The sequence below is a fragment of the Chryseobacterium caseinilyticum genome (genome assembly GCF_014837145.1).
GTDB lineage: Bacteria > Bacteroidota > Bacteroidia > Flavobacteriales > Weeksellaceae > Chryseobacterium > Chryseobacterium caseinilyticum.
In genome coordinates this window covers 182,902-204,228 of sequence record NZ_JACYFS010000003.1, presented here as the reverse complement: position 1 = coordinate 204,228, position 21,327 = coordinate 182,902, and the positions used below count along the sequence as shown (strand labels likewise).

At 36.7% G+C, this 21,327-nt stretch carries 17 protein-coding genes; 4 read left to right on the top strand and 13 right to left on the bottom strand.

Annotated features, from left to right (window positions below; translation table 11 throughout):
- The first annotated feature begins 8 nt into the window (after nucleotides 1–8).
- Nucleotides 9–1,010 carry an AAA family ATPase gene (locus tag IC610_RS11540; protein WP_191736993.1) on the top strand — a complete coding sequence of 334 codons (1,002 nt, stop codon included), beginning with the start codon at nucleotides 9–11 and terminating at the stop codon, nucleotides 1,008–1,010.
- Entirely contained in the window at nucleotides 1,007–1,957 is a 951-nt protein-coding gene (locus IC610_RS11535; RefSeq protein ID WP_191736992.1) for an ADP-ribosylglycohydrolase family protein, read from the top strand. The genes IC610_RS11540 and IC610_RS11535 overlap by 4 nt, the downstream gene beginning before the upstream one ends.
- Here IC610_RS11535 and IC610_RS11530 read toward each other — a convergent pair.
- The 8 genes from IC610_RS11530 to IC610_RS11495 form a co-directional block, all read right to left on the bottom strand.
- Nucleotides 1,948–3,936: a PAS domain-containing sensor histidine kinase gene (locus IC610_RS11530; RefSeq protein WP_191736991.1), complete on the bottom strand. Its 1,989-nt coding sequence runs from the start codon at nucleotides 3,934–3,936 to the stop codon at nucleotides 1,948–1,950. The genes IC610_RS11535 and IC610_RS11530 overlap by 10 nt on opposite strands.
- Before the next feature lie 116 nt (nucleotides 3,937–4,052).
- Nucleotides 4,053–5,432 (bottom strand): tetratricopeptide repeat protein, encoded by a 1,380-nt coding sequence (locus tag IC610_RS11525; RefSeq protein WP_191736990.1) that lies wholly within the window; start codon nucleotides 5,430–5,432, stop codon nucleotides 4,053–4,055.
- A gap of 356 nt (nucleotides 5,433–5,788) precedes the next feature.
- Nucleotides 5,789–6,007: a hypothetical protein gene (locus IC610_RS11520; RefSeq protein ID WP_191736989.1), complete on the bottom strand. Its 219-nt coding sequence runs from the start codon at nucleotides 6,005–6,007 to the stop codon at nucleotides 5,789–5,791.
- 40 nt (nucleotides 6,008–6,047) lie between these two features.
- Nucleotides 6,048–7,430, bottom strand: coding sequence for a phosphoglucosamine mutase (gene glmM, locus IC610_RS11515; protein WP_191736988.1), 1,383 nt, complete (start codon nucleotides 7,428–7,430; stop codon nucleotides 6,048–6,050).
- 131 nt (nucleotides 7,431–7,561) lie between these two features.
- Nucleotides 7,562–8,587, bottom strand: a complete 1,026-nt coding sequence (locus IC610_RS11510; RefSeq protein ID WP_191736987.1) for a DUF4421 family protein — start codon at nucleotides 8,585–8,587, stop codon at nucleotides 7,562–7,564.
- A gap of 318 nt (nucleotides 8,588–8,905) precedes the next feature.
- The gene (gene feoB / locus IC610_RS11505) at nucleotides 8,906–10,921 is read right to left on the bottom strand and encodes a ferrous iron transport protein B (protein ID WP_191736986.1); all 2,016 of its coding nucleotides are present in this window, start codon (nucleotides 10,919–10,921) and stop codon (nucleotides 8,906–8,908) included.
- Nucleotides 10,922–11,176 carry a FeoA family protein gene (locus IC610_RS11500; RefSeq protein ID WP_191737243.1) on the bottom strand — a complete coding sequence of 85 codons (255 nt, stop codon included), beginning with the start codon at nucleotides 11,174–11,176 and terminating at the stop codon, nucleotides 10,922–10,924. It abuts the gene before it with no gap.
- Between the two features lie 130 nt (nucleotides 11,177–11,306).
- Complete coding sequence (locus IC610_RS11495; protein ID WP_191736985.1) at nucleotides 11,307–12,242, bottom strand: GLPGLI family protein; 936 nt, start codon at nucleotides 12,240–12,242, stop codon at nucleotides 11,307–11,309.
- Between the two features lie 170 nt (nucleotides 12,243–12,412).
- Between IC610_RS11495 and IC610_RS11490 the strand changes: the two genes are divergently transcribed.
- Nucleotides 12,413–12,910, top strand: a complete 498-nt coding sequence (locus tag IC610_RS11490; protein WP_191736984.1) for a DinB family protein — start codon at nucleotides 12,413–12,415, stop codon at nucleotides 12,908–12,910.
- A 54-nt stretch (nucleotides 12,911–12,964) separates the two neighbouring features.
- Here the strand turns inward: IC610_RS11490 and IC610_RS11485 are convergent, their stop codons facing one another.
- Complete coding sequence (locus IC610_RS11485; protein ID WP_191736983.1) at nucleotides 12,965–15,673, bottom strand: peptidase associated domain and porin domain-containing protein; 2,709 nt, start codon at nucleotides 15,671–15,673, stop codon at nucleotides 12,965–12,967.
- A gap of 457 nt (nucleotides 15,674–16,130) precedes the next feature.
- Here IC610_RS11485 and IC610_RS11480 point away from each other — a divergent pair, with 457 nt between their 5' ends.
- Nucleotides 16,131–17,015: a cupin-like domain-containing protein gene (locus tag IC610_RS11480; RefSeq protein WP_191736982.1), complete on the top strand. Its 885-nt coding sequence runs from the start codon at nucleotides 16,131–16,133 to the stop codon at nucleotides 17,013–17,015.
- A gap of 34 nt (nucleotides 17,016–17,049) precedes the next feature.
- Here IC610_RS11480 and IC610_RS11475 read toward each other — a convergent pair whose 3' ends face one another.
- The 4 genes from IC610_RS11475 to IC610_RS11460 form a co-directional block, all read right to left on the bottom strand.
- Complete coding sequence (locus tag IC610_RS11475; protein ID WP_191736981.1) at nucleotides 17,050–18,774, bottom strand: M14 family metallopeptidase; 1,725 nt, start codon at nucleotides 18,772–18,774, stop codon at nucleotides 17,050–17,052.
- Nucleotides 18,775–18,836: 62 nt separating this feature from the next.
- On the bottom strand, nucleotides 18,837–19,589 hold the full coding sequence (locus IC610_RS11470) for a metallophosphoesterase (RefSeq protein WP_191736980.1): 753 nt from the start codon (nucleotides 19,587–19,589) through the stop codon (nucleotides 18,837–18,839).
- Nucleotides 19,590–19,622: 33 nt separating this feature from the next.
- Entirely contained in the window at nucleotides 19,623–20,171 is a 549-nt protein-coding gene (locus tag IC610_RS11465; protein ID WP_191736979.1) for an RNA 2'-phosphotransferase, read from the bottom strand.
- The gene (locus IC610_RS11460; RefSeq protein ID WP_191736978.1) at nucleotides 20,164–21,312 is read right to left on the bottom strand and encodes a hypothetical protein; all 1,149 of its coding nucleotides are present in this window, start codon (nucleotides 21,310–21,312) and stop codon (nucleotides 20,164–20,166) included. Before IC610_RS11460 ends, IC610_RS11465 begins: the two co-directional genes overlap by 8 nt.
- Between the last annotated feature and the right edge of the window lie 15 nt (nucleotides 21,313–21,327).

Here is a 21,327-nt window from a genome sequence, read left to right as displayed (position 1 = left end):
CATTTTAAATGAAAGGTTTCATATTCGGAAAGTTTTATCCATTTCACAAAGGTCATCAAAAGATGATCGAGTTTGCCCTTGAAAAGGGAAGTGTAACCGTTTTGGTATGCGCAGAAGAAAAGGAAAAAATCGATGGAAATATCAGAAAAAACTGGATCAGGGAAACTTTTAAAGACAATCAGAATCTGAAAGTCCAGGTCTTTAAGTACAGTGAAAATAATTTCCCAAACAGCTCCGTGTCAGACTGGGACATTTCGAAAAAATGGAGCGAGGTTTTCAGAGAATATTTCAAAGATGAAGACTTCCTCGTGACATCAGAAGAATATGGTGAAATGCTGTCTGTAATTTTAGACATTGACCATTGTATGTTTGATGAAAACCGGGAAAAAATTCAGATTTCAGCTTCGGAAATCAGGGAAGATGTTTTCCAGCACTGGAATTTTCTTCCGCTGTCAGTTCAGAAATATTTCGCTTTAAAGGTTGTTTTTCTGGGTACAGAATCCACCGGAAAATCGGTGATGACGGATTATTTGTCTGAATATTTTAATTGTAATAAAGTTTCCGAAGCAGAGAGAGATCTTATTTCAGATTCAAAAGAATTTTATTTTAATGATCTTGAAAAAGTGTATAGAGAACATGCCGACAGAATTGAAAATGTTGATCACAGCAAAAGCTTTTTAACGTTGATTGATACCGATGTTCACATTACAAAATCGTATGCAGAATTTATTTTTGGTGAAAAACTATCAGTCCCTCAGGAAATTACTGATAAAAATAAAGCTGATCTCTATCTTTACTCGACGAAAGATGTAGAATTTATACAGGATGGAAGTCGGCTAGAAATTGATAGGAGAAATGCCTTAGACAAAAGTCACCGGAACGTTTTAAAAGAAAATGGAATTGCTTTTATCGAAATCTCAGGCAGCTGGGATGAAAGGTTAGATGAGGCAAAACAATATATTAAAAAACTGATTTCTGAGAGATCAGGAATATTAAAATTAAAAAAATGAAAAACAGTATAAAAGCAGGAATTTTCGGAGTTTGCGTTGGCGACGCTTTGGGCGTGCCGGTGGAATTTAATAAAAGAGAAACTTTAAAAACCTTTCCTGTTGAAGATATGCGGGAATTCGGATCATGGAATCAGCCGAAGGGCACTTGGAGCGACGATAGTTCTTTAACACTTTGTCTTGCAGAAGTATTGATAAAAGGTTACGACTTAGAAAAAATCGGAGAAAGTTTTGTAAAATGGAATAAATATGGACATTGGACCGCTCACGGAAGACTTTTCGACATTGGCGGAACAACAAGACATTCAATTGCGAGATTGATTAAGGGAGAAAGTGCAAAATTTTCAGGAAATATTTTTGAAGAAGATAATGGGAATGGTTCTTTAATGAGAATTCTTCCTTTAGCTTTTTATCTTAAAGACGAAGAAAATATTGAAGAGCTATATCAAACCGTAAAAGAAGTCTCATCAATTACTCACGGGCATTTTCGTTCCGTTTTTGCGTGCTTCATCTATGTGATCTTTGCTATTGAATTAATTAAAGGAAAAAATAAAACAGAAGCTTATGCTGATACTCAAAAAACAGCTTTAAAATTTGCGGAAGAGCAAGGTTTCAACCCAAAAGAGATTCAACTTTTTGACAGAGTTTTAAAAAATGATATTTCAAAATATGATGAGGAAACTATTAGCTCTTCAGGTTATGTACTTTCAAGTTTGGAAGCTTCTCTTTGGTGTTTTCTCACTACTGAAAGTTATTTTGAGGCAGTATTGAAAGCCGTAAATCTGGGAGATGATACCGATACCACCGGAGCCATCACCGGCGGAATTTCAGGGATTTATTATGGTTTTGAAAATATTCCTCAAGAATGGGTATCTCATCTGGTGAGGAGGGAAGATATTGAAAACATGTGTATTAAATTAGAAAATAAGCTATTTCCAAATCATGAATGATCACCAACAGGTATAATAACCGAGAACGTTGTACCATAGTCTTTAAAACTCTGAACCTGAATCTGCCCGTTATGTAGTTCAATGATTTCTTTACAGAGATAAAGTCCTATACCAAATCCTGCAATCGATCTGCTGCTTTCATCCTTTACGCGGTAGTAACGGTCAAATATTCGGTGCTGATCTGCTTCAGGGATTCCTATACCATGATCAGTCACAGTAATTTTTAATCTGTTAGCACCTAAATCTGAATATTCTATAATAATTGGGCTTCCAGCAGGTGAGTATTTAACAGAGTTTCCGATGAGATTATGAAGTACCTGTGATATTTTTCCGCGGTCGGCAAGGATTAGTTTCTGGCCCGAAGATTTAAAAATAAAATTACGGTTTTGCGTAGTTGAAAGCACTTCATCTTCAATTTCGGCAAACAATAATTCGAAATCAAAAACTGTTTTTTCAATGTGCATCTGTGCAGAATCCAGTCTGGAAACATTCAGGAAGCCATTGATCATACCGTTCATATAATCTACCTGCTTTAGGGACTTTTCGAGCATATTCTGCTGTTTGGAGCTGTCTTCATTTGCTCCAATACGTTGGATCATCTGGAGGTATGCTTTTAATGAAGTAAGAGGTGTTTTAAGTTCATGACTTACCATTCCCATAAAATCATCTTTTCGCTGATCTTCCTTTTTTTGTTCTGTAATATCTCTTAAAGTACCGTTAAGACTCAAAGGATTACCATCTTTATCAAAGAAAACTCTGCCATTAGCCTGCAAGAGCCTTACTTTTTGATCTGTTTTATTCTGGATTTTATATTCGATAAAGTAATGACCGTCGGAATCTTTACCAAGCGAATTGGTAATTGCTTCAGTTACGCGGTCACGATCTTCAGAAATGATAACATCTAACGCCACAGACAGATCTATATTTTCTTCGGAAGACAGACCGAACCATGTTTTAAGTAGATTATTTCCGGAAAAAAGGTTTGTCGCCGGCTGATAGTAGAAAGTCGCAAGTTCACCAGCATCAATAGCAAGTGCCAGCATCTGCTGATCGTTTTCATTTTTGCGCCGCTCCAAAACCTGTTGGGTGATCTCTTCAAGAATTACAAGAACACCTGAAACTTCACCCCGATCAGAAAAAATAGGTTGATATATAGAGTTTACAATTGCATCTCTTAGTCCATCATCTTTTTGGTATAATTTAACTGAAAATTCTGTATTAATTCTGGGTTTTCCACTATGGAAGACTTCGCTAAGCCAGTGATTTACAAACTGGTCGCGTATTTCGGGACGGGCTTTCTCATGCTGACGGCCGATTACTTCCGATTCTGTACGGCCCCAAATCTGAAGAATAGCTGGATTTGCGATTTCGATAACGTGATCAGGGCCTTTAAGCATAGCAATTCCAACAGGAGCCTGCTCAATAATCGTGCGGATGTACTCTCTGCTTTCTGCAAGCTGACTCAGTGAAAGGTTGAGTTCTTCATTGGTGGATGTAAGCTCTTCAAGTGTTGCCGCCATTTCCTCATTAAGAGCATGCTCTCTTTCTTCTTTTTCTTTGATTTGCTGTAAAAATTCACGACGGGAAGTTACTTTAAGCGCCGTGTTGAGTATGCACCAGGTTTTGCCGTCCTGATCTACAAGTGCTTTATATTCGTAATCGAAGTAATCAAGTTTTTCTACTCCGTTTTTAATCAGTTTTGCCGGAGCCTCATAAACAGAATATGTTTCTCCGGAACGCCAGACCTCCTGTAAAAGTTCTAGAAAAGGCTGTCCCTCAAGTTCAGGAATTGCCTCCATCAACGTCTTACCAATTACGGAAGAATCTTTTCCCCACAGATCAAGCATACCTGAATTTGCAAAACGGATCACAATATTTTCACCTGAATAAATAGCTGTTGGAGCAGGCGAAGAAGTCAATGCCTGAATAATTAAATTCTGGCTGAAGCTTTTGTCTGATAAGGATTCCTGATTAAACATAAATGTAACAAATATAAGTAAAGTCTTTTTATTGCCACCAAATTATGGTATGGATTTAAAATAAAACGGATTTATTTAAAGCTAAATAAATCCGTTTTATTGTATTGAAAATTGTTTTAATTTTTCTTTTTGACTTTAGATTTTACCTTTTTAACTTCCTCTTTGATGAACGGATATTTTTTCTGCATATCTGAAGCCAGAGTGGGATCAAGTTCCAAAGCATTTTTTAGCGCCTGTTCTCCTTTTTCCTGATTTCTGAGATTAAACCAGCAATTACTCAGTTGATAATACAATTCGGCTCTATTGTGCGATTTCAATGCGTTTTCGAGTACGGTCACTGCTTCGTCATATTCTCCCAACAACATCAGAACTTCACTATAGGCATACCAGTTGTAAAAACGTGATGGCTCAGCGTCTACCAATTTTTTCAGACATGCTAAACTTTCTTCAAACCTTCCGGATTCTATGTAGAGAAATGCGAGTCTTTTCTGATATTCCAGATTGTTTTCGTTCAGATGAGTCGCTTCTTTTGCAAAATGCAGAGATTCCGGCATTGCTCCCATTTCTTCATACAGGTACGACTGCTCCATCATCGAAAGATAAAACTGAGGATCTTCTCTCAACGATTTCTGGAAATAGGTAAGTGCCACAAAAAGCTGTTTCTGCGCTTTAAAGCAAAGTCCGATTTTGTAAAAAGTAAATGCTTTGGTGTACTCAAGTTCCAGCATTTCTTCATAAACTTCAATCGCTTTGTCAAACTGTTTCAACGCTTCATAACAGGCTGCTTTACTTGCATAGACACCAACAGCGCTGGAGTTGATGGCCAAAAGGTAATCAAATCCACGGATTGCTTCTTCATAATTTTTTCTGTTGAAATAAAACTGTCCGTACTCGCTCCATGCCACTTCAGAGAAGGCAAAATCATCCAGATATGAATTCAGGAAGGCAATTGCTTCGTCGGTTCTGTTGAGTTCGTTGAAGCAGATCATGATATTTTCCAGCGAATATTCATCTGTAGGATCATCTTTAAGTGCTTTCTGATAATGTTTCAGAGCATTGAAAGGATCGCCGAGATTGATGTATTCGTCTGCAATAAAATTGTTGAGGAAATTTTCTTCTTCACCAAGCTCCAGAGCCTGTTTGCAAATAGCAATGGACTTTTTAGGGTTTCCCAGGTTTGAATAATACTTTGCGTAGCACACCATGAAATCAGTATTTTCCATGGATGCTCCTTTCAGCTCATCAATAAGTTCTTTTGCAGAAGTATAATCTTCCCACTCGAGTAAAACTTCAAGTCTTTTTATTTTTATTTCCAAAGAATTTGGATGAAGCTTCAGACCGTAATTTACTGCAATATCAGCATAATTGAAGTCCCCAAGCTCAAGGTAATAAACAATAATGTCTTCCAGCTCTTCAGTATCGAAGTAGAATTCATCATTGCTCTCCACCATTTCTTCGAACTTTTTTACAAGTTCATTTTCAAAATATTCTTCCAATATAGTATCTCGCCGTTATTTTCAAAGCTCAAAAATTGATTTATAAACTTCGAAAAAACTTTTTTAATTAAATTTATTTTTTTTCGGGTTCTGTCTGTTATCAAAAAAAGAAATTATTTTAATTTCTGATGTTAAAATTTGATAGGTTAAAGAAAAATTCTTTAAAAATTAAAACCCGTCTTAAATTTTTACGGTTGCTCTTCAGCCCGATCTTATTCTGATCCCATACAATATTAATAATTCTTAAAGTTTCATCTAAAACTTTTCTGAATATATGTTTGAATGATTGTGCTCAACCCAATATTGATAAACATTATCAAAATCATTTCTTGCACGTTTTGTCCAAACTATTTTAATCATTTCCCATAAGACTTTAAGAAGTCTTCATGAGATACAACCAAACCGTCTTTGGCATCTTTTAATCCCAACTCAATAGATTCTCTTTCAGCATCTGAGATTTCATTCCACCAATCTTCATCGTTGATTTCTTCAACAAAATCAATTTCCTCCGCTTTAAGAATCGATTTTATTTTGGCCAGTTCCTTATCGTTTTTAGGATTAATGGTAATTGTCACTGCACTGTTATTTCTCTATTAAAAGTACAAAAATTCTGAATTAAATCAAACTTTTTATCTTTTCAATCATTTTGTCTCCCAGATCGTCAGCTTCTTCCTGTGAAAACGCTTCAGTATAAATCCTGATAATAGGTTCCGTATTTGATTTTCTAAGGTGAACCCAGTTGTTCTCAAAGTCAATTTTCACGCCGTCAACGGTAGAGACCTCTTCATTTTGATACTCTTTTTCCATTTTAGTTAAAATTGCATCTACGTCAATTTCCGGAGTAAGCTCAATTTTTTTCTTACCCATGAAGTAAGCTGGATATCCGGCTCTCAGTTCAGAAACTGTTTTGTTTTCTTTTGCCAAATGGGTCAAAAATAAAGCTACACCTACCAAAGAATCTCTTCCGTAGTGAAGTTCAGGATAGATAATTCCGCCGTTTCCTTCACCACCAATAACCGCTTCTTTTTCTTTCATCAGATTCACTACGTTCACTTCTCCTACCGCACTTGCAAAGTATTTAGAACTGTGCGTTTTCGCCACATCTCTTAATGCGCGGCTTGATGAAAGGTTTGAAACAGCCACACCGTTTTTATTTTTCAGAAGATAATCTGCTACAGCCACCAAAGTATATTCTTCACCAAACATCTCGCCTTTTTCATCAATTAAAGCCAGCCTGTCAACATCAGGATCAACAACGATTCCTACATCTGCTTTTTCTTTAATCACCAATTCACAAATATCTCCCAAATGCTCTTTTAAAGGCTCGGGATTATGAGGAAAATGGCCTGTCGGATCACAGTACAATTTTACTGTTTCGCAGCCTAATTTATCCAAAAGCATCGGAATTGCGATTCCTCCTGTAGAATTTACGGCATCAAGAACGACCTTATATTTTTTCGCTTTAATGGCATCTACATCTACCATTGGCAAATCTAAAATCTGCTGAATGTGAATGTCGAAAGCATCATCTCTTGTTTCATATTTCCCTAAATCATCTACTTCTGCATAGTTGAAATCTTCGTTTTCTGCAAGTTCTAAAACTTCAGCCCCATTTTCACCGCTGATGAATTCTCCCTTTTCGTTTAAAAGTTTTAAAGCATTCCACTGTTTTGGGTTGTGAGAAGCTGTCAGTATAATTCCACCATCTGCTTTCAATTCAGGAACCATGATTTCAACGGTTGGAGTCGTTGAAAGTCCAAGGTCAATCACATTGATTCCTAAGCCTTGTAACGTTGCGGTAACCAATGAATTAACCATCAGTCCGGAGATTCTGGCATCACGGCCGATGATCAGGGTTAAATCTTTCTTATTTTTATTATTCTGAAGCCAGGTTCCGAAGGCAGAAGCAAATTTTACAACGTCCAGTGGGGTAAGATTATCGTTTACTTTTCCGCCAATGGTGCCACGGATTCCTGAGATTGATTTTATTAATGACATTATATTTTAAATTTTTAGTTTTCAGGATTTAAATTAAATGCAAGCTGCTAATTTATTTTTAAACCATCTGAAAAAAGAGATTATCTATATTTTAATTTTCCGGTTGCAAAGATACTCAAAAGAAGACGAACTTATAGAACAGGAATCTTTTTCTCGATTATATGATAATTCCTTTTTAAGACCTTTGGTGGAGGAAATCTGTAACCAAAGTACAGCAGACCAAAAACGTTACTGTTGATAACTTCTGAGCTGGAATCTTCTTTATAATACGATGAGGTTACATTAAGCTTGGCACCAAACAGAAATTTTCGCGAATTGTATCCAAGATGAATTCCTGTCCCGAATTTACTTGTCAGATATCTGTCTTTTTCCGGATCGGATTTTGTTCCGTCCGCAAAATCAGTTCGGTAAGACGACCATTTTCCTCCAATTCCCGCAAATATGTAGGGTGCGAAATTTATTTTCTCTGCAATCACCCAATTGTAATGATATCCAAGGTTTAAACCGAGATTGTACTGTCTTTCCCTGCTTTTCAAACCATCATTTCTGTTACTGAAATAAGACAGATCATATTCAAGAACAGGAATCAAACTTCCACTGCTTTCTTTTTGCCATTCCCGCTGATAATAGATGCTTTTCAAAGAAAAATCTTTATTAAATACATAAGAAGTGCTGCCACCAAAAGTCTGAATTCTCAAATCCGGAAATTGAAGATAGGGATCTGTACCCCTTTGCCAGTCGGGGAAAAAATCTGCCATGTTGTCGACATAAAAACCTTTGATATTGCGGTAATTAAATGACTGAATAAACTGGTCGGGGAAAAATCTAAATACAAAATCTGTGTAAGAGCTTTCACCTTTCAGGTTATTGTCATTATTTCCCGGAAGAATATCCGGTGCGAAAGACAACGCCGCACTGATCATTTTGTAATCCACAGAAAAGGAAGTTCTTGTTTTGTTGTTGATGGTCAGTCTGGTTTGGAGATTTCCTGCATCTGAATTATAGCTTGCTACAAAGTCTTCGATATTGGTGTCGAAATTAATTCTCAGCATCACCAGTTCTTCATAAGAAATAATTTTTGCAGAATCTATTTTGCTCTGTGCATTTGCCGGCACAAAAGATATTGTTAATCCTAAAAGAATGAAGAATTTTATCAAGTATAAAAGTTTAATTTCGAATATGAAATTACTACAATTTATCTAAAATCTAAGAACATCCGCAATCATTGTCACAGCCTGTTCTTTTTGAATCAAATTTTTTCGGGGCGAAGTTTTTCTTTAAAATTCTAAACAGGGCATAGCATGCAAATCCGAAAACCAACGCGAGAATAATGTATTGAATGATAAGAGAAGTTTCCATTGTTGAAATGATTTGATTTTAAAACTTTGTCAAAGTTATAAGCGCCATGTAAAAACTTTGACAAAGTTGGCTTTTTCCCACTCAGGAAATACAAGCAACCGATTTCCTTTTTTTGATTATTTTAATATCTGATAAGCAATAAGCGACACAAAATATGCCAAACCGGTCATCATGGCCAGCTGAAAACCAGTCCATTTCCAACTTTTTGTTTCTTTGTAGACAATAGCAACGGTCGAAGCGCACTGCATGGCGAACGCGTAAAAAAGCAATACTGAAATTCCGGTAGCAAAACTGAAAACTTTGCTGCCGTCAGGTTTAACATCGCTTCTCATTTTGTCGATCACTTTTCCTTCGGGAGCGTCATCGTCCAGACTGTATAAAGTCGACATGGTTCCTACAAACACTTCTCTTGCAACAAAGCTCGTCAGAATTCCGACGCCCATTTTCCAGTCGTAACCGAGTGGTGCGATGGCAGGTTCGATGGCTCTTCCCATTCTTGCGAGATACGAGTGATCGAGTTCAACATCAGTTGCTACAATTTCGTTTTCATTTAATTTCGGACCGAAATAACTTAAAACCCAGATAATAATACTGACTACAAAAATAATCTTTCCGGCTCCGGTGATGAATTCCCAGACTTTACCTAACACAAGTTTAAAATCATACCAGAAAAGCGGTTTTTTATAGGTTGGAAGATCCATGACAAGATAGGATTTTCCTTTTTCTTTAATAAAATATTTCAGGATGAAAGCAGACAGAAGTGCAACAAAAAATCCTAAAAGATACATTGCCAAAAGAACCAAAGCTTTGTAGGAAATGCCGAAGAAATTGCCGTCAGAGATAATCAAGCCGATCATAATGCTGTACACCGGAAGCCTTGCTGAACATGTCATAAAAGGTGTTACCAGAATTGTAAGCAGTCTTTCTCTGAGATTCTCAATATTTCTGGTAGACATCACTGCCGGAATCGCACAGGCAGTTCCTGAAACCAGTGGAACGATACTTTTTCCGTTGAGACCGAAAGGCCGCAGAAATCTGTCCATTAAAAAAACAACTCTCGCCATATATCCCGAATCCTCCAGAATGTAAAGGAAGAACAGTAAAATTCCGATTTGCGGAGTAAAAATAACGATGCCGCCAACGCCCGGAATTATCCCGTTCGAGATTAATGAATTTAAAGGTCCTTCCGGCAAATGTTCGCCAGAAAAACCGGACATCCATGCAAAAAGCCCGTCAATCCAGTTCATCGGATATTCTGCGAGGAAGAAAACCGACTGGAAAATTATCAGAAGCACCAAAAGAAAAATAATATAGCCCCAGAATTTATGAACAAGAACTTTATCTAATTTCTCGGTCAGAAGTTCCTTGGCATTTTGCTTTTTTGAAATAATTCCCTGAAGCATTTTATCTGCAAGCTGGTATCTTCTCACCGTCTCCTGAACCTGTATTCTTTTTGGGTTTACTGATTTTAAACCTGAATTTTCATCGGCAGGATTTTTTTTATCCGAGTCGAGGGAAATGCTCAGCCAGGCTTTGTAAGCGTTTTCTGAATTTTGCCGGGCAACAATTTTTTCAACCAAATTTTTATGTTCAGTTGGAATATCAAAATAGGGAACAGAAGTATTTTTAAATTCATTTTTCAGAATTGACTCTTTTAATTCCTCAATTCCGGTCTGTTCTTTAGCGTTGGTCTGAATGATTTTTAAACCTAACGTTTCCTCAAGTTTTCGTACATCGATGTCAACACCGCGTCTTTTTGCCTGATCGACCTGGTTCAGAACTATAATCATTGGCAAACCTGCATCCAGTATCTGTTGCAGCAAAAGCATTCCACGTTTGATGCTTAGTGCTTCAAGAATGTAGATTACTCCGGCATAGTTTTTTTTGTCAAGTAAAACTTTAGAGAATACAGCTTCATCCTCAGAACTTGGATAGATGCTGTATGATCCCGGAAGATCGGTGATTTTTACTTCTTCATTTTTATAGGAATAGTTTCCGGAATGGCTTGAAACGGTTACTCCGGCGTAGTTTCCGGTTTTCTGTGTTGTATTGCAGAGTGCATTGAAGAGGGTAGACTTTCCCACATTGGGATTCCCAACCAAAAGCACCTGTTTTTCGTGATTTTCCTGCATTTAGATCAATTCTTCAACAATAATAAAATCTCCTTCTTCTTCTCGGAGAGCAATCCGGCTTTTCTCTTCCCCAAATTCTACGTAAATAGGCCCGTTAAAAGGTGCCTGGTACAATATTTTAAAGGAAGTTTCAGGAAGCAGACCCATTTCAATGATCTTTGTAGGCATGCGGAGATGCTCATTGTCATAACCTTTTATTATTCCCTTTTTGTTTTTCGGGAACTGACTCAGTTTCTGTGGATCTTTCTGTTTCAAAGCTGAAAATTTGTCGTGCAAATATACGTTATTTAAAGTAAATCTAAATTAGAACAAAAAAAACAGACCCAAACACATTGCTGTATCTGGGTTTGCTTCTAATATAGTTAAGTTAAATATGAATGTGCGTTTATTTTGCTTTTTCAGTACCTGTTCTTTCTACTTCGCCTACTGTTAAGGCTCCGTAAGCAGGTTCTATTTCGTTATCTACAGCTTTGAAGAAATCTTTGTACTGTTTCTCCTGTTTTTTAATCATATCCCCTACCGTTCCGTCCATTCCCGGGATAGACTGCGACATGATTTCTTTTGTCAGCATCGGTCTCATGGTAGCGAAAGGATCTTTCTTAAATTCGTTGAATTTTTTCTCAAATTTATCTCGTGGCATTTCGTTCACTTTACCTCCTTTAGCCTGCATCATATTTTCGATGTAAGAATATTCTGTGTAGTCCTGTATTTTTTTATTTCCCTGCAAAACCCATGAGTAATCTTTAGCTTCGTCTTCGATCTTTACAATTAAACCCGGAAGTCCTGAAAATTTGTACGGCCCATCCTGAAAAGGAATATCTGAACTGAACCAAGCCGTCCATTTTCTACCTCCAAACTCTGTAGTAGCTTTCTGGGTATTGTATTCCCCGATTTTCTGTTTGTCTGAAAGAATCTTCCAGGCAAATTTCGGTTCTTCAACATAACCGATGTTGGCTGGTGTAAATCCGCTTGTGATTTTTTCCACAAACTGAATTTTCATTGTAGGATAGGTTTTGTAAACTCTTGCAGAAAGTTTCGGCATCTTGATCAGTTTAGAAAGATCTTTCATCTGACCCGATTTCTGCATCGCTTCAATTTCTAATTTCATAATAGAATCCTGAGCAATGATGGTGTAATCCTGATAGACAGATCTGTTCTTATCTGTGATATCCAGAATAGTGATTACCTTATCAGTTTTTATGGAATCTTTTTTAGGCTTAAAGTTAAGTTCGTAAAAAAACCTGTTTGCGGTTTCTTTGGCATCCTGAGCATTGGCAAATACCGCCGTTGCGATTAAAAATATTGAAAACAGTTTTTTCATATTAAAAGTAAATGTTTCTCTATTAGTTTGAAGTAGAGGCAAAATGTTACAGAATTTTTAAACTTAATTTTAAACAGGATTAAAATTTAAGTATTTATTATGCTGGAAATCAATGAATCCGATAGCATAATTTTTGATGTCAAAAAGAGATCAACACAAAATAAATTATTATGGACACGCTGAAACAATTAAAAGATGAGCTCACACAGGAGTACAAAACCACAAAACAGTTTTTTGATATTTTTCCCGAAGACAAAGGTGAATACAAGCCTCACGAAAAAAGTATGGCAATGAATCATCTCGTGACGCATATTGCAGAAATTTTTGGCTGGGCAGGTTTTATGCTGAATTCTTCAGAGCTGGATTTTGCTGACAGTTCAATGCAACCGAAATTACTTACTACCAGACAGGAAATTTTAGAAACTTTTGAAAACAATTTCCAGCAAAGTATTAAGGCTCTTGAAAATGCCACAGAAGATGATTTGACACCGTACTGGGCTTTGAAAAATGCCGGGCAGGAATTGGCCAAATGGACAAAATACGGAGCGATCCGCCACAGTTTGGATCAGATTACACACCACAGGGCTCAGCTGGGGGTTTATTACCGGCTGAATGATATCGAGCTTCCCGGAAGTTATGGCCCGACTGCCGACAACGAAAATTTTTAAAATTAAAATGAAAGCAAAAAAATATCCCTCTCAAATCTGAAAGGGATATTTTTATTATTTAAAGTTAAATTTCACTGTAAACATAACCTGGCTCGGTCTGAGCTGAATTCTGGTGTAAGTAAGAGAGTTCAGCGTTCCGTTAAGATCATATGTTTCAAAAACTTTTCTGTTACTGATGTTCATCCACTTCAGTTCAAAATCAATTTTCTTTTTAGACCATGTAAACTGGTAAGAAAGATCAAAGAATGGGTTTCTGTAGGTAGTGTCGTTGTTTGTAGTGTTCAACTGATCCCATGAAAAACCTATATTGTGATCTTCGAGAGGATAGAAGAATACAGCTAAATTATGATTGTATCCTCTGTTGATACCCAAAGTTCCTGTACGGCCTTCCTGTTTTGTACGCGAGAGATTCATGTTGAAATCCACACTCATCCAGCTGAAATACGTGTTGTTTAACTTAAAACCGTAAGACTGGTTGTTGTTTTTGTTTTTAAATCTAACTTCGTCAAGGAAAGCATCAGAAAGTGAAGTCGTATTCCTGTAGTTTACAGATGCATTCGTTTTAAATGAAGGGAAATATTTTCCAACTTCTGCGCTCAGCCTGTTGCTTTTAGCATGATTTTCAATATCCAGATACTGCATCAATGTAAATCCTGTATTGGGATCAAGCAAAGGTGCAGAAAGTAGATTTCTTTTGCTGTCGGAATAAGAATAGTTTACATTAAAAAACAAATTGTTCAGTGGATTTCTGTATTCAAGTCTTGAGCCCAAAGCAGAAGTTGTTGTCTGCGGAATTGGATTGTTTGCGTCCATCACGTTAAACCCGTTTGGTGAAAGCAGCATATAACCTGCATAGGCTGTCTGAATATCACCGAAATTATTGCTCACATTGGCATTAACACTGGCTTTCCAGAATGATGCAAAAGTGTACTGCGCAAATAAATTCGGGGTAAATGTGGTTCTGTTTAAATCTTTTGAAACTCCTCTCACGTCATCTTCAGCTTTGATGCTGGTGAAATTTACCGGTAAATTGGCAAACACATTCCATACATCTGTTTTGTAGTTTATACCTAATGAAGCGTTAGGATTGATTTCTGTGAATTTCAGATTGTTTTCGTATGCCGGACCGTTAAAATTTGGTATTCCTGAAAGGGCAATTGCATTGAAATCGGTATCCAATCTGTCATTTGAAAAGTCAAACCCAACTGATGGCGTAAACGTCCAGCCTTTTTTGGTAAAACTGATATTCGCTGAATGTGAAGTATCTAAAGTTTTAAGTCTGAAATTCTGCTGTGCAACGGTATTGGGAAGAAATGCGATCGTTCCTATCGGTGCATCCTCGTTTTCTCTGAATGGAAAACGGAGGTAATCTGCCGGTGATACTTTCAACATTTGCTGATCATCCTGATAACTGATATATGATCTGAGGTTTACCATCTTTTCTTTCCAGGGTATGATAGTGCTCAAAGAGTTCTGGAAATTTGAGGTAGGAGATTCTACTGCCTGTCCTGCAGATCTTCCTTCTCTTACCGCAAATGCACGGTCTGCATTCCAAAACTGGCTGAAGCTGGTTGAGTTTTTAAAGAAACCTTTCTTGGCATTTTTTGTGAAAAGCAATTCTCCTCTTACCTTGTCGGTATAGAAATCGTTTCTGGTGCTGTTGATGACCTTGCTTCCTGCCAAATCTCCTGTCTGATAAGTCGTTTCTCTGTAATCTTCTCTCTCAACCGCATTATTGGTATAGTTGGCAATAGCTTTCAGTTCCCACTGTTTTGCCTTGTCAATATTGGTTAAATAGTTTGCAGAGGCGTAGTGTACATTGTTAAACAAGTATCTCTTAACCGGCGTGCTTGGTGTACCGGAAGTTTCCACGTTCAACCAGTCATTTTGGGAAACATTTCCACGTCTGCCTTCCCAGGGGTTGTAGCTTCCCAGGATATTTCCCTCATTTTCTACCTGATCTCCTACATTATTGGTTTTATAATTAACTACCCACTGGCTGGTTTTGCTGAAAAACATTGGGGTCAGTTTTACATTCCACAAAAGAGGATCTGCACCAATTCCCACTTCGCCACGACCTGTCATGGTCACAGATTTTTTAAGCTTAATATTGATGGCAGCTGCATCTGAAGGTATTTTGCCCTGAAGCATTTTTACCGGCTGGTGGTTTTCCAAAACCTCAAGTTTTGCGATGGCATCTTTAGGCAATGAGTTGGTTATTGTTCCGTAACCGCCTTCCATAAGGTCTTTTCCTTCTACATAAAATTTGTTGATGGCATTTCCCTGATAAAGAACCGTTCCGTCTGCATTCACTTCAATTCCCGGTATTTTTTTCATGACGTCGGCCAAAGTACGGTCACTTTTGCTGTCGAATGCTTTCAGATCGTATGCAATGGTGTCGCCTCGGGCGGTAATCAGTTTGGTTTTGAGCTGTACTTCTTTAATTTCTGTAGCTTCAGACTGCATTTTGAAATTCAGATTCTGATCTGAATTGCTGATCTGTTTTGTGATAGGTTTTTGGTTAAACCCTTTCACTTTAAGGTCTACATTGCTCTCGGATGAGGTAAATGTAATTTTGTATTCCCCCTTGGCATTGGTAATTCCATACGCAAGAATGGCGTCTTTGCCGGGTTCTTCAATCGTCACACTGGCACTTGGGATGCCCACTCCGTCTTCATCGGTGATTTTTCCTGAAACAGTTTTCTGCGAAAATACCATCACAGAAAAAAACATCAGAACAAAGAGGAAAAAATTTTGTTTCATATCAAGTTATTTATTTTTTTAATTTCTTAAAACCGTTTTTTAATCCTGAAAATTCAGGACAAAATGATTTCGGAATTTATTATTTGAACTATTAGTTTAAAAGAATCAGGATTTGTTACTACTCATAGAGATATAATTTTTTTGAAATAGTTAAAACACAGTTCACAAGTGAAAAGAAAAGCGATCAGGAACGGTATTAAAATTCACTTTCTGTTGACTGGAATCTGTGATGCGGAAAGTTTTTAAGACAAAGGAAAATCAGAACTGCTAAAAGCAGTACAGAATTTTTGAGAATATTCCGAATTAACTGAATTACACATTTCAGTTTTGAAAACAAAAAAAAGATATTTTTACCGATTCTAAATTAAATGTGATGAACATCATAGATTAAAAAAATCTTTATTTCGTCTGCATATGCATTTATTTAATAATTTTGTAACATTAATTTTTTTAAAAAATGGGAGTTATCTTAAAGCCGATTGATGTTGTAGACGATATTACTCAGGAAGATTTTATTGAAAAATACTTAAAGCCAAGAAAACCGGTTGTCATAAAGAATATGGCAAGAAAATGGCCGGCTTACCAAAAATGGACAATGGAGTATGTGAAGGAAGCGGTAGGCGATGTGGAAGTTCCGTTATACGATTCGAAAAAGGCTGATCCTGCTGCACCAATCAATACGCCGACGACCAAAATGAAGTTTGCAGATTATATTGATCTTATACAAAGGGAACCTACAGATTTGAGGATTTTCTTTTTTGATCCTATCAAGCAGGCAAAAAAGTTGCTGGACGATTATATTCCACCAAAAGAATTGATGGGTGGATTTCTGGATAAATATCCCGGGATGTTTTTCGGAGGGAAAGGTTCGGTAACGTTTTTACATTACGATATAGATTTAGCCCATATTTTTCATACCCATTTTAACGGAAGAAAACACGTTCTTCTTTTTGAAAACAAATGGAAACAGAGATTGTATAAACTTCCTTATGCTACCTACGCACTGGAAGACTACGATATTGCCAATCCTGATTTTGCTAAATTTCCCGCTTTGGATGGAGTGGAAGGAATCGAATGCTTCCTCGAGCACGGCGATACCTTGTTTATGCCGACGGGATGGTGGCACTGGATGAAATACCTCGACGGAAGCTTCTCAATCTCGCTCAGAGCGTGGGACAAATCGTGGGCGGTAAAAGCGCAGTCGCTTTGGAATCTTACTGTTCAAAGGAAGTTTGATGATGTGATGAAGAAGAATTTTAAAAAGAAATATATGGACTGGAAGGAGCGTAAAGCCGTAGCCAGAGCCGAATTAGCTTTAAAAAAAGGGTTACCTAAAAGATAGAAAAAAGACGTTTCAGCTGAAGCGTCTTTTTTGTTTACAGAATTCTGTAGATAGGATATTGCCTGAAAGTTTTTTCCTCGAAATACGGAGAGTTCCGGTAAATCCAGTCGATCTGTGCCGCTCCGTCGGTGGAAAATTCTTTGTCTGAGGCTTTTTTAGCTTCAAATTTCTGTTTTAAATCTTTCTCTTTTTTCAACAGTTCTGCAGCGGTATCTTCAAAAATGTAAGCTGAAAAATATTCTTTCTGAGATAGAATTCCGTCGAAGAAATTCCAGTTGAAGAATGAATCTTTGGCTTCCGGTTCCAGTGTTTCAATAATATACTTTACACCAAACTGTTGGGTTGAAACGAGATAATCTCCCGCTTGAAACGTTATTTTTTTATCTGAACGAGAAACTTTGGTGTCGTAATGCAGATAATGGCCTTCTGCTGGATTTTTAACGGTTTTAAAATCATCAATTTTATAAGATTCTACGGCGATTGCACTGTCTTTTCGGATCAGTTTCATGTGGATCTGATTTCTCTTTAATTCTTCAATCACCCGGTATTGCGACTGTGGAATTACATAATACTCCGGAATGGTAATGTAGCCGGTAGGAATCGCTGTTGTAAAAAGTTTTATCTCTTTTGTGAAAGGTTTGTTTCTGTCATAATACAACCTAGGCTTCCCCGAAATTTCGCTTGGTTTATATTTTCCTTCAAAACCTTTAAAATTCATGGTTGAATATTGTGTGGAATCTATTTTCCAGCGGATGCCATACTGTTGCCCGGCTTTGTAATGTTTCAGATTTTCAAGTCTCAGTCGCTTGATTTTAAGATAATCTTTGTCTAAATTCTGAAGATTCACAAGCATGTATTTGTAAGTCGCATCCACGCGTTTGTCATAAGGTTTCAGCATATGCGTTTCAGGCATCGTGGCCAAAGTGTTGAAAAGCGAAGCATAGCCAGTCGAATATCTTGGAGTATCTTCAAAAGCAGCAAATCCAATATCGGGAACATCACCGTGGATATTGACGTATGGTGTGCTTTCGTAACCAAGCTTTTTTAAATCCAGTAAATTTTTAGCCTGAAAATCATTGTAAAAATATTCACCTAAAACTTTCCCCAAACGCTCTTTGAAAGTAGAAATATAAGTAAAAGTATACTGATAATCTGCCCCGTTGCTCACGTGATTGTCAATAAAAACATCCGGTTTCAGCCACTGGAAAAGTTCCTGAAAGCTTTTTGCGTTTTTAGAATCAGCCTTGACGAAATCTCTGTTGAGGTCTAAATTTCGTGCATTTCCTCTGAAACCATATTTCTCTGGACCGTTTTGGTTGGCTCTTGAAAACGCTCCACGGTTCAGCATCCCGCTGATGTTGTAGGCAGAAATTGCGGCGATGACAAAATTTTCAGGAGTTTTAATTTTTTTTAATGCTAAATCCCGCATCAGTATCATGGTCGCATCGATTCCGTCGGGCTCGCCTGGATGAATTCCGTTGTTGATAAAGAGAACGGCTTTTTCCTTTCGCAATTTTTCAAAATCTTTCTCATTAAAAGGATTGTAAACTACGACATAGATTGGTTTTCCATTATCGTCTACACCTTTTTGAAGATATTGAATAGTGTTGAAATTTTTTGCAAGGTTCTCATAGAAATTATTCATTTCCTCATAGGTTGCCGTTTTATTTCCGTTACCCTTTTCGAAAGGAGTCTGATACTGATTCTGAGAGAAAATGAAAGAGGAAATCAGTAAAAAGAGGAGATGTGTAGGTTTCATAAATTCATTGGTTTGGAATTGCCAGTCATTTAAAGAAGATTAAAATTGATTAAACTTATACTTTAAATTTTTAGTTTAACCTTTTGACGGTTTCTACCTCTTTCTTCTGGATATAAAATGGTAAGCGGTTCGCTCTGCCAAAATTCTTTTGTGTCAACATCCATGATCGAGAGCGCTCCTGTAAAAGCTGCGCCTGTATCAAGATTCCACACATTGCTTTTTTTTACAGGTTCTGTAATTCCTAAATGTAAAGTATGCGTGTGACCGATAAAAATTTCTTTAAAAAGCAGTAATTTTTTAGGGAATAAATCAGGATTTTCCTTCAGCTTTTTGTCCATTGTGATGGCTGCTTCCCAAAGTGTTCTGTCCCAACGGCTGTCTGCAGTATACATTTCAGCCTCCGGACCATCAATTGAAGTGTAACCTGCATGAATAAAGAGTCTGTTGTCTTCGTCTACATAATAGTTTTTCATATTCTGAAAAAACTCAAGATGTGATTCAATCTTATCTAAAGAATAATCCACATAACTGTCGACTGTACTCTGTCCTCCATTGTTTAGCCAAACAGCGGGCTCAGAGCCAAACGAAAGCCATTCTTCAGCCCACGCATCGTGATTTCCTTTAATGAAAACACATTCCTGTTTTTGCGAAAGTTCCATCAGAAAATGAATAATCTGAGCAGACTCGCTCCAGCCGTCGACGTAATCTCCAAGAAAAATCAGTTTATCATTTTCTGTAACTTCTGCTCTTTCCAAAACCTGTTTTAAGGCCTTAAATCCTCCGTGAATGTCGCCAATGGCTAAAGTTCTTTTCATTTAAATATTTTGTAGTAAGTCGGATGGGAAATTTTATATATCCTTTGAAATATATTTCACATCCACAAAATCCGTCAGCCAGACTCCGTTTTCTGAGAGATAAAAAGGAATGCCGTCTTCAGACATTTCTTTTGTTTTAATGGTTAAAATTACAGGTTTTCCGTGACGCATTCCGACTTTTGTTGCGGTTTCTCTGTCTAAACTTAAGTGAACGTGCTGGCGGCTCCTCTTTTCAATGCCGTTTTCTAAAATTGAATTAACATTTGACTGAGCCGTTCCGTGATAAAGAAATTCAGCAGGCAGCTGAGGTTTTAAATTTAAATCAATCCCGACCGAATGCCCTTGATTGGCTCTGATTCTGGTGTGATCTTCATTAAAAACAAAGCGTTTTTTGTCATTGGTTTCCACGATGTCACTGAGTTCTTCGAAAGTAAAACCATGACTGCCATTGGTTGATTTTACAATGAATTCCTCCACATTTGCCCAGCCGTTTTCATCTAAATGTAAACCAATCAATTCAGGATGATGCCGGAGAACATAGCTGAGGAATTTGCTTGTTTTTTTCTTGTGTTGTTCATTCATGTTTTGTGTTTAATTTGTTGAAAATGTTTTGAATGCTAAAATAATTCTGTTTTAATTTTTCAAATATTTTTCTTTCTTCTTCATTCAGTCTTGCCAATAACGCTTTTTGTTGATAGTACGATTCTTCAAAATTTTCATCATCGTCTTCCATTTTGCTATTCAACTCCAAATATTTTTTAATTTCTTCTGCAGTAAAGTTATAAGATAGAAGTTTTAATTTATCATAAAAAATGTGGAAAGATTCAGTTTTAGAATCATCCTGAAATTGTTTCTCAATGTCTTTTATTTTTTTAATATTTTCACATGTTGTTTCACAATTGTTTAGTTTCCGCCATAATAAATCATAAATAATTCCTTCACCTAATTCACCTTCATCAACAAAGTGATGAGCGTTTTTTATGTCATTTAAAAATTTATGATTATTGTTTTTATAAAAGAAAAGGTTACGAAGATACATTCCGTAGCCAAAATGAAAATCTATATCACCTCCAAAATATCCCAATCGTGAAGCGAGTGATTTATTTTTAAGATTTTTAATACTCTCATCATCCAAATCTTCAGTGATTAAAAAATCTATTGCTTCCTTAATTGTCTCTATATGAACTGTTTTCTCTTTCTTTCTCTCTAAAATGCCAGCTGATTCTTCGATCTCATTCTTAATCTTTTCAAATTCTTCTTCCGAATCTGAAACCTGATCAGGATTATAAGCAAAGTTTTCACTCTCCAGATCATTAAAATAATCATCATAAGAAATGATATTTCTGTCATTGGTATTTAGAAATTCCTCAAGCCGTTCTTTTAGAAAACTACCCTGACGCCCTACACAATTTTTTAAATTATCATCTGCATCGTCTATCTTTTCTGTGAGTACATCAATGATTTTAATTCTGTCAAAAAGTTGATTAAAAGTTGGCAGATTTTCAGAATCGATAAAAAAATGGTCTTTTTTTTCAATTATTTCATTAAAAACGTTATTTTCAGGAATTTCACAAGTCACCAGAAAAACTAAATTCTTATCACTAATCTGATTCTTTGTAGTGTTTAAATAAAAACAGAGAGAAAAGTCAGGAGAAAATTCTTTGAAATTTTTATCTCCCAGTTCCAGCAGTTCTTTTGCAGAAACAAATTTGTATAAATTCATATTTTCTTTCTGAAA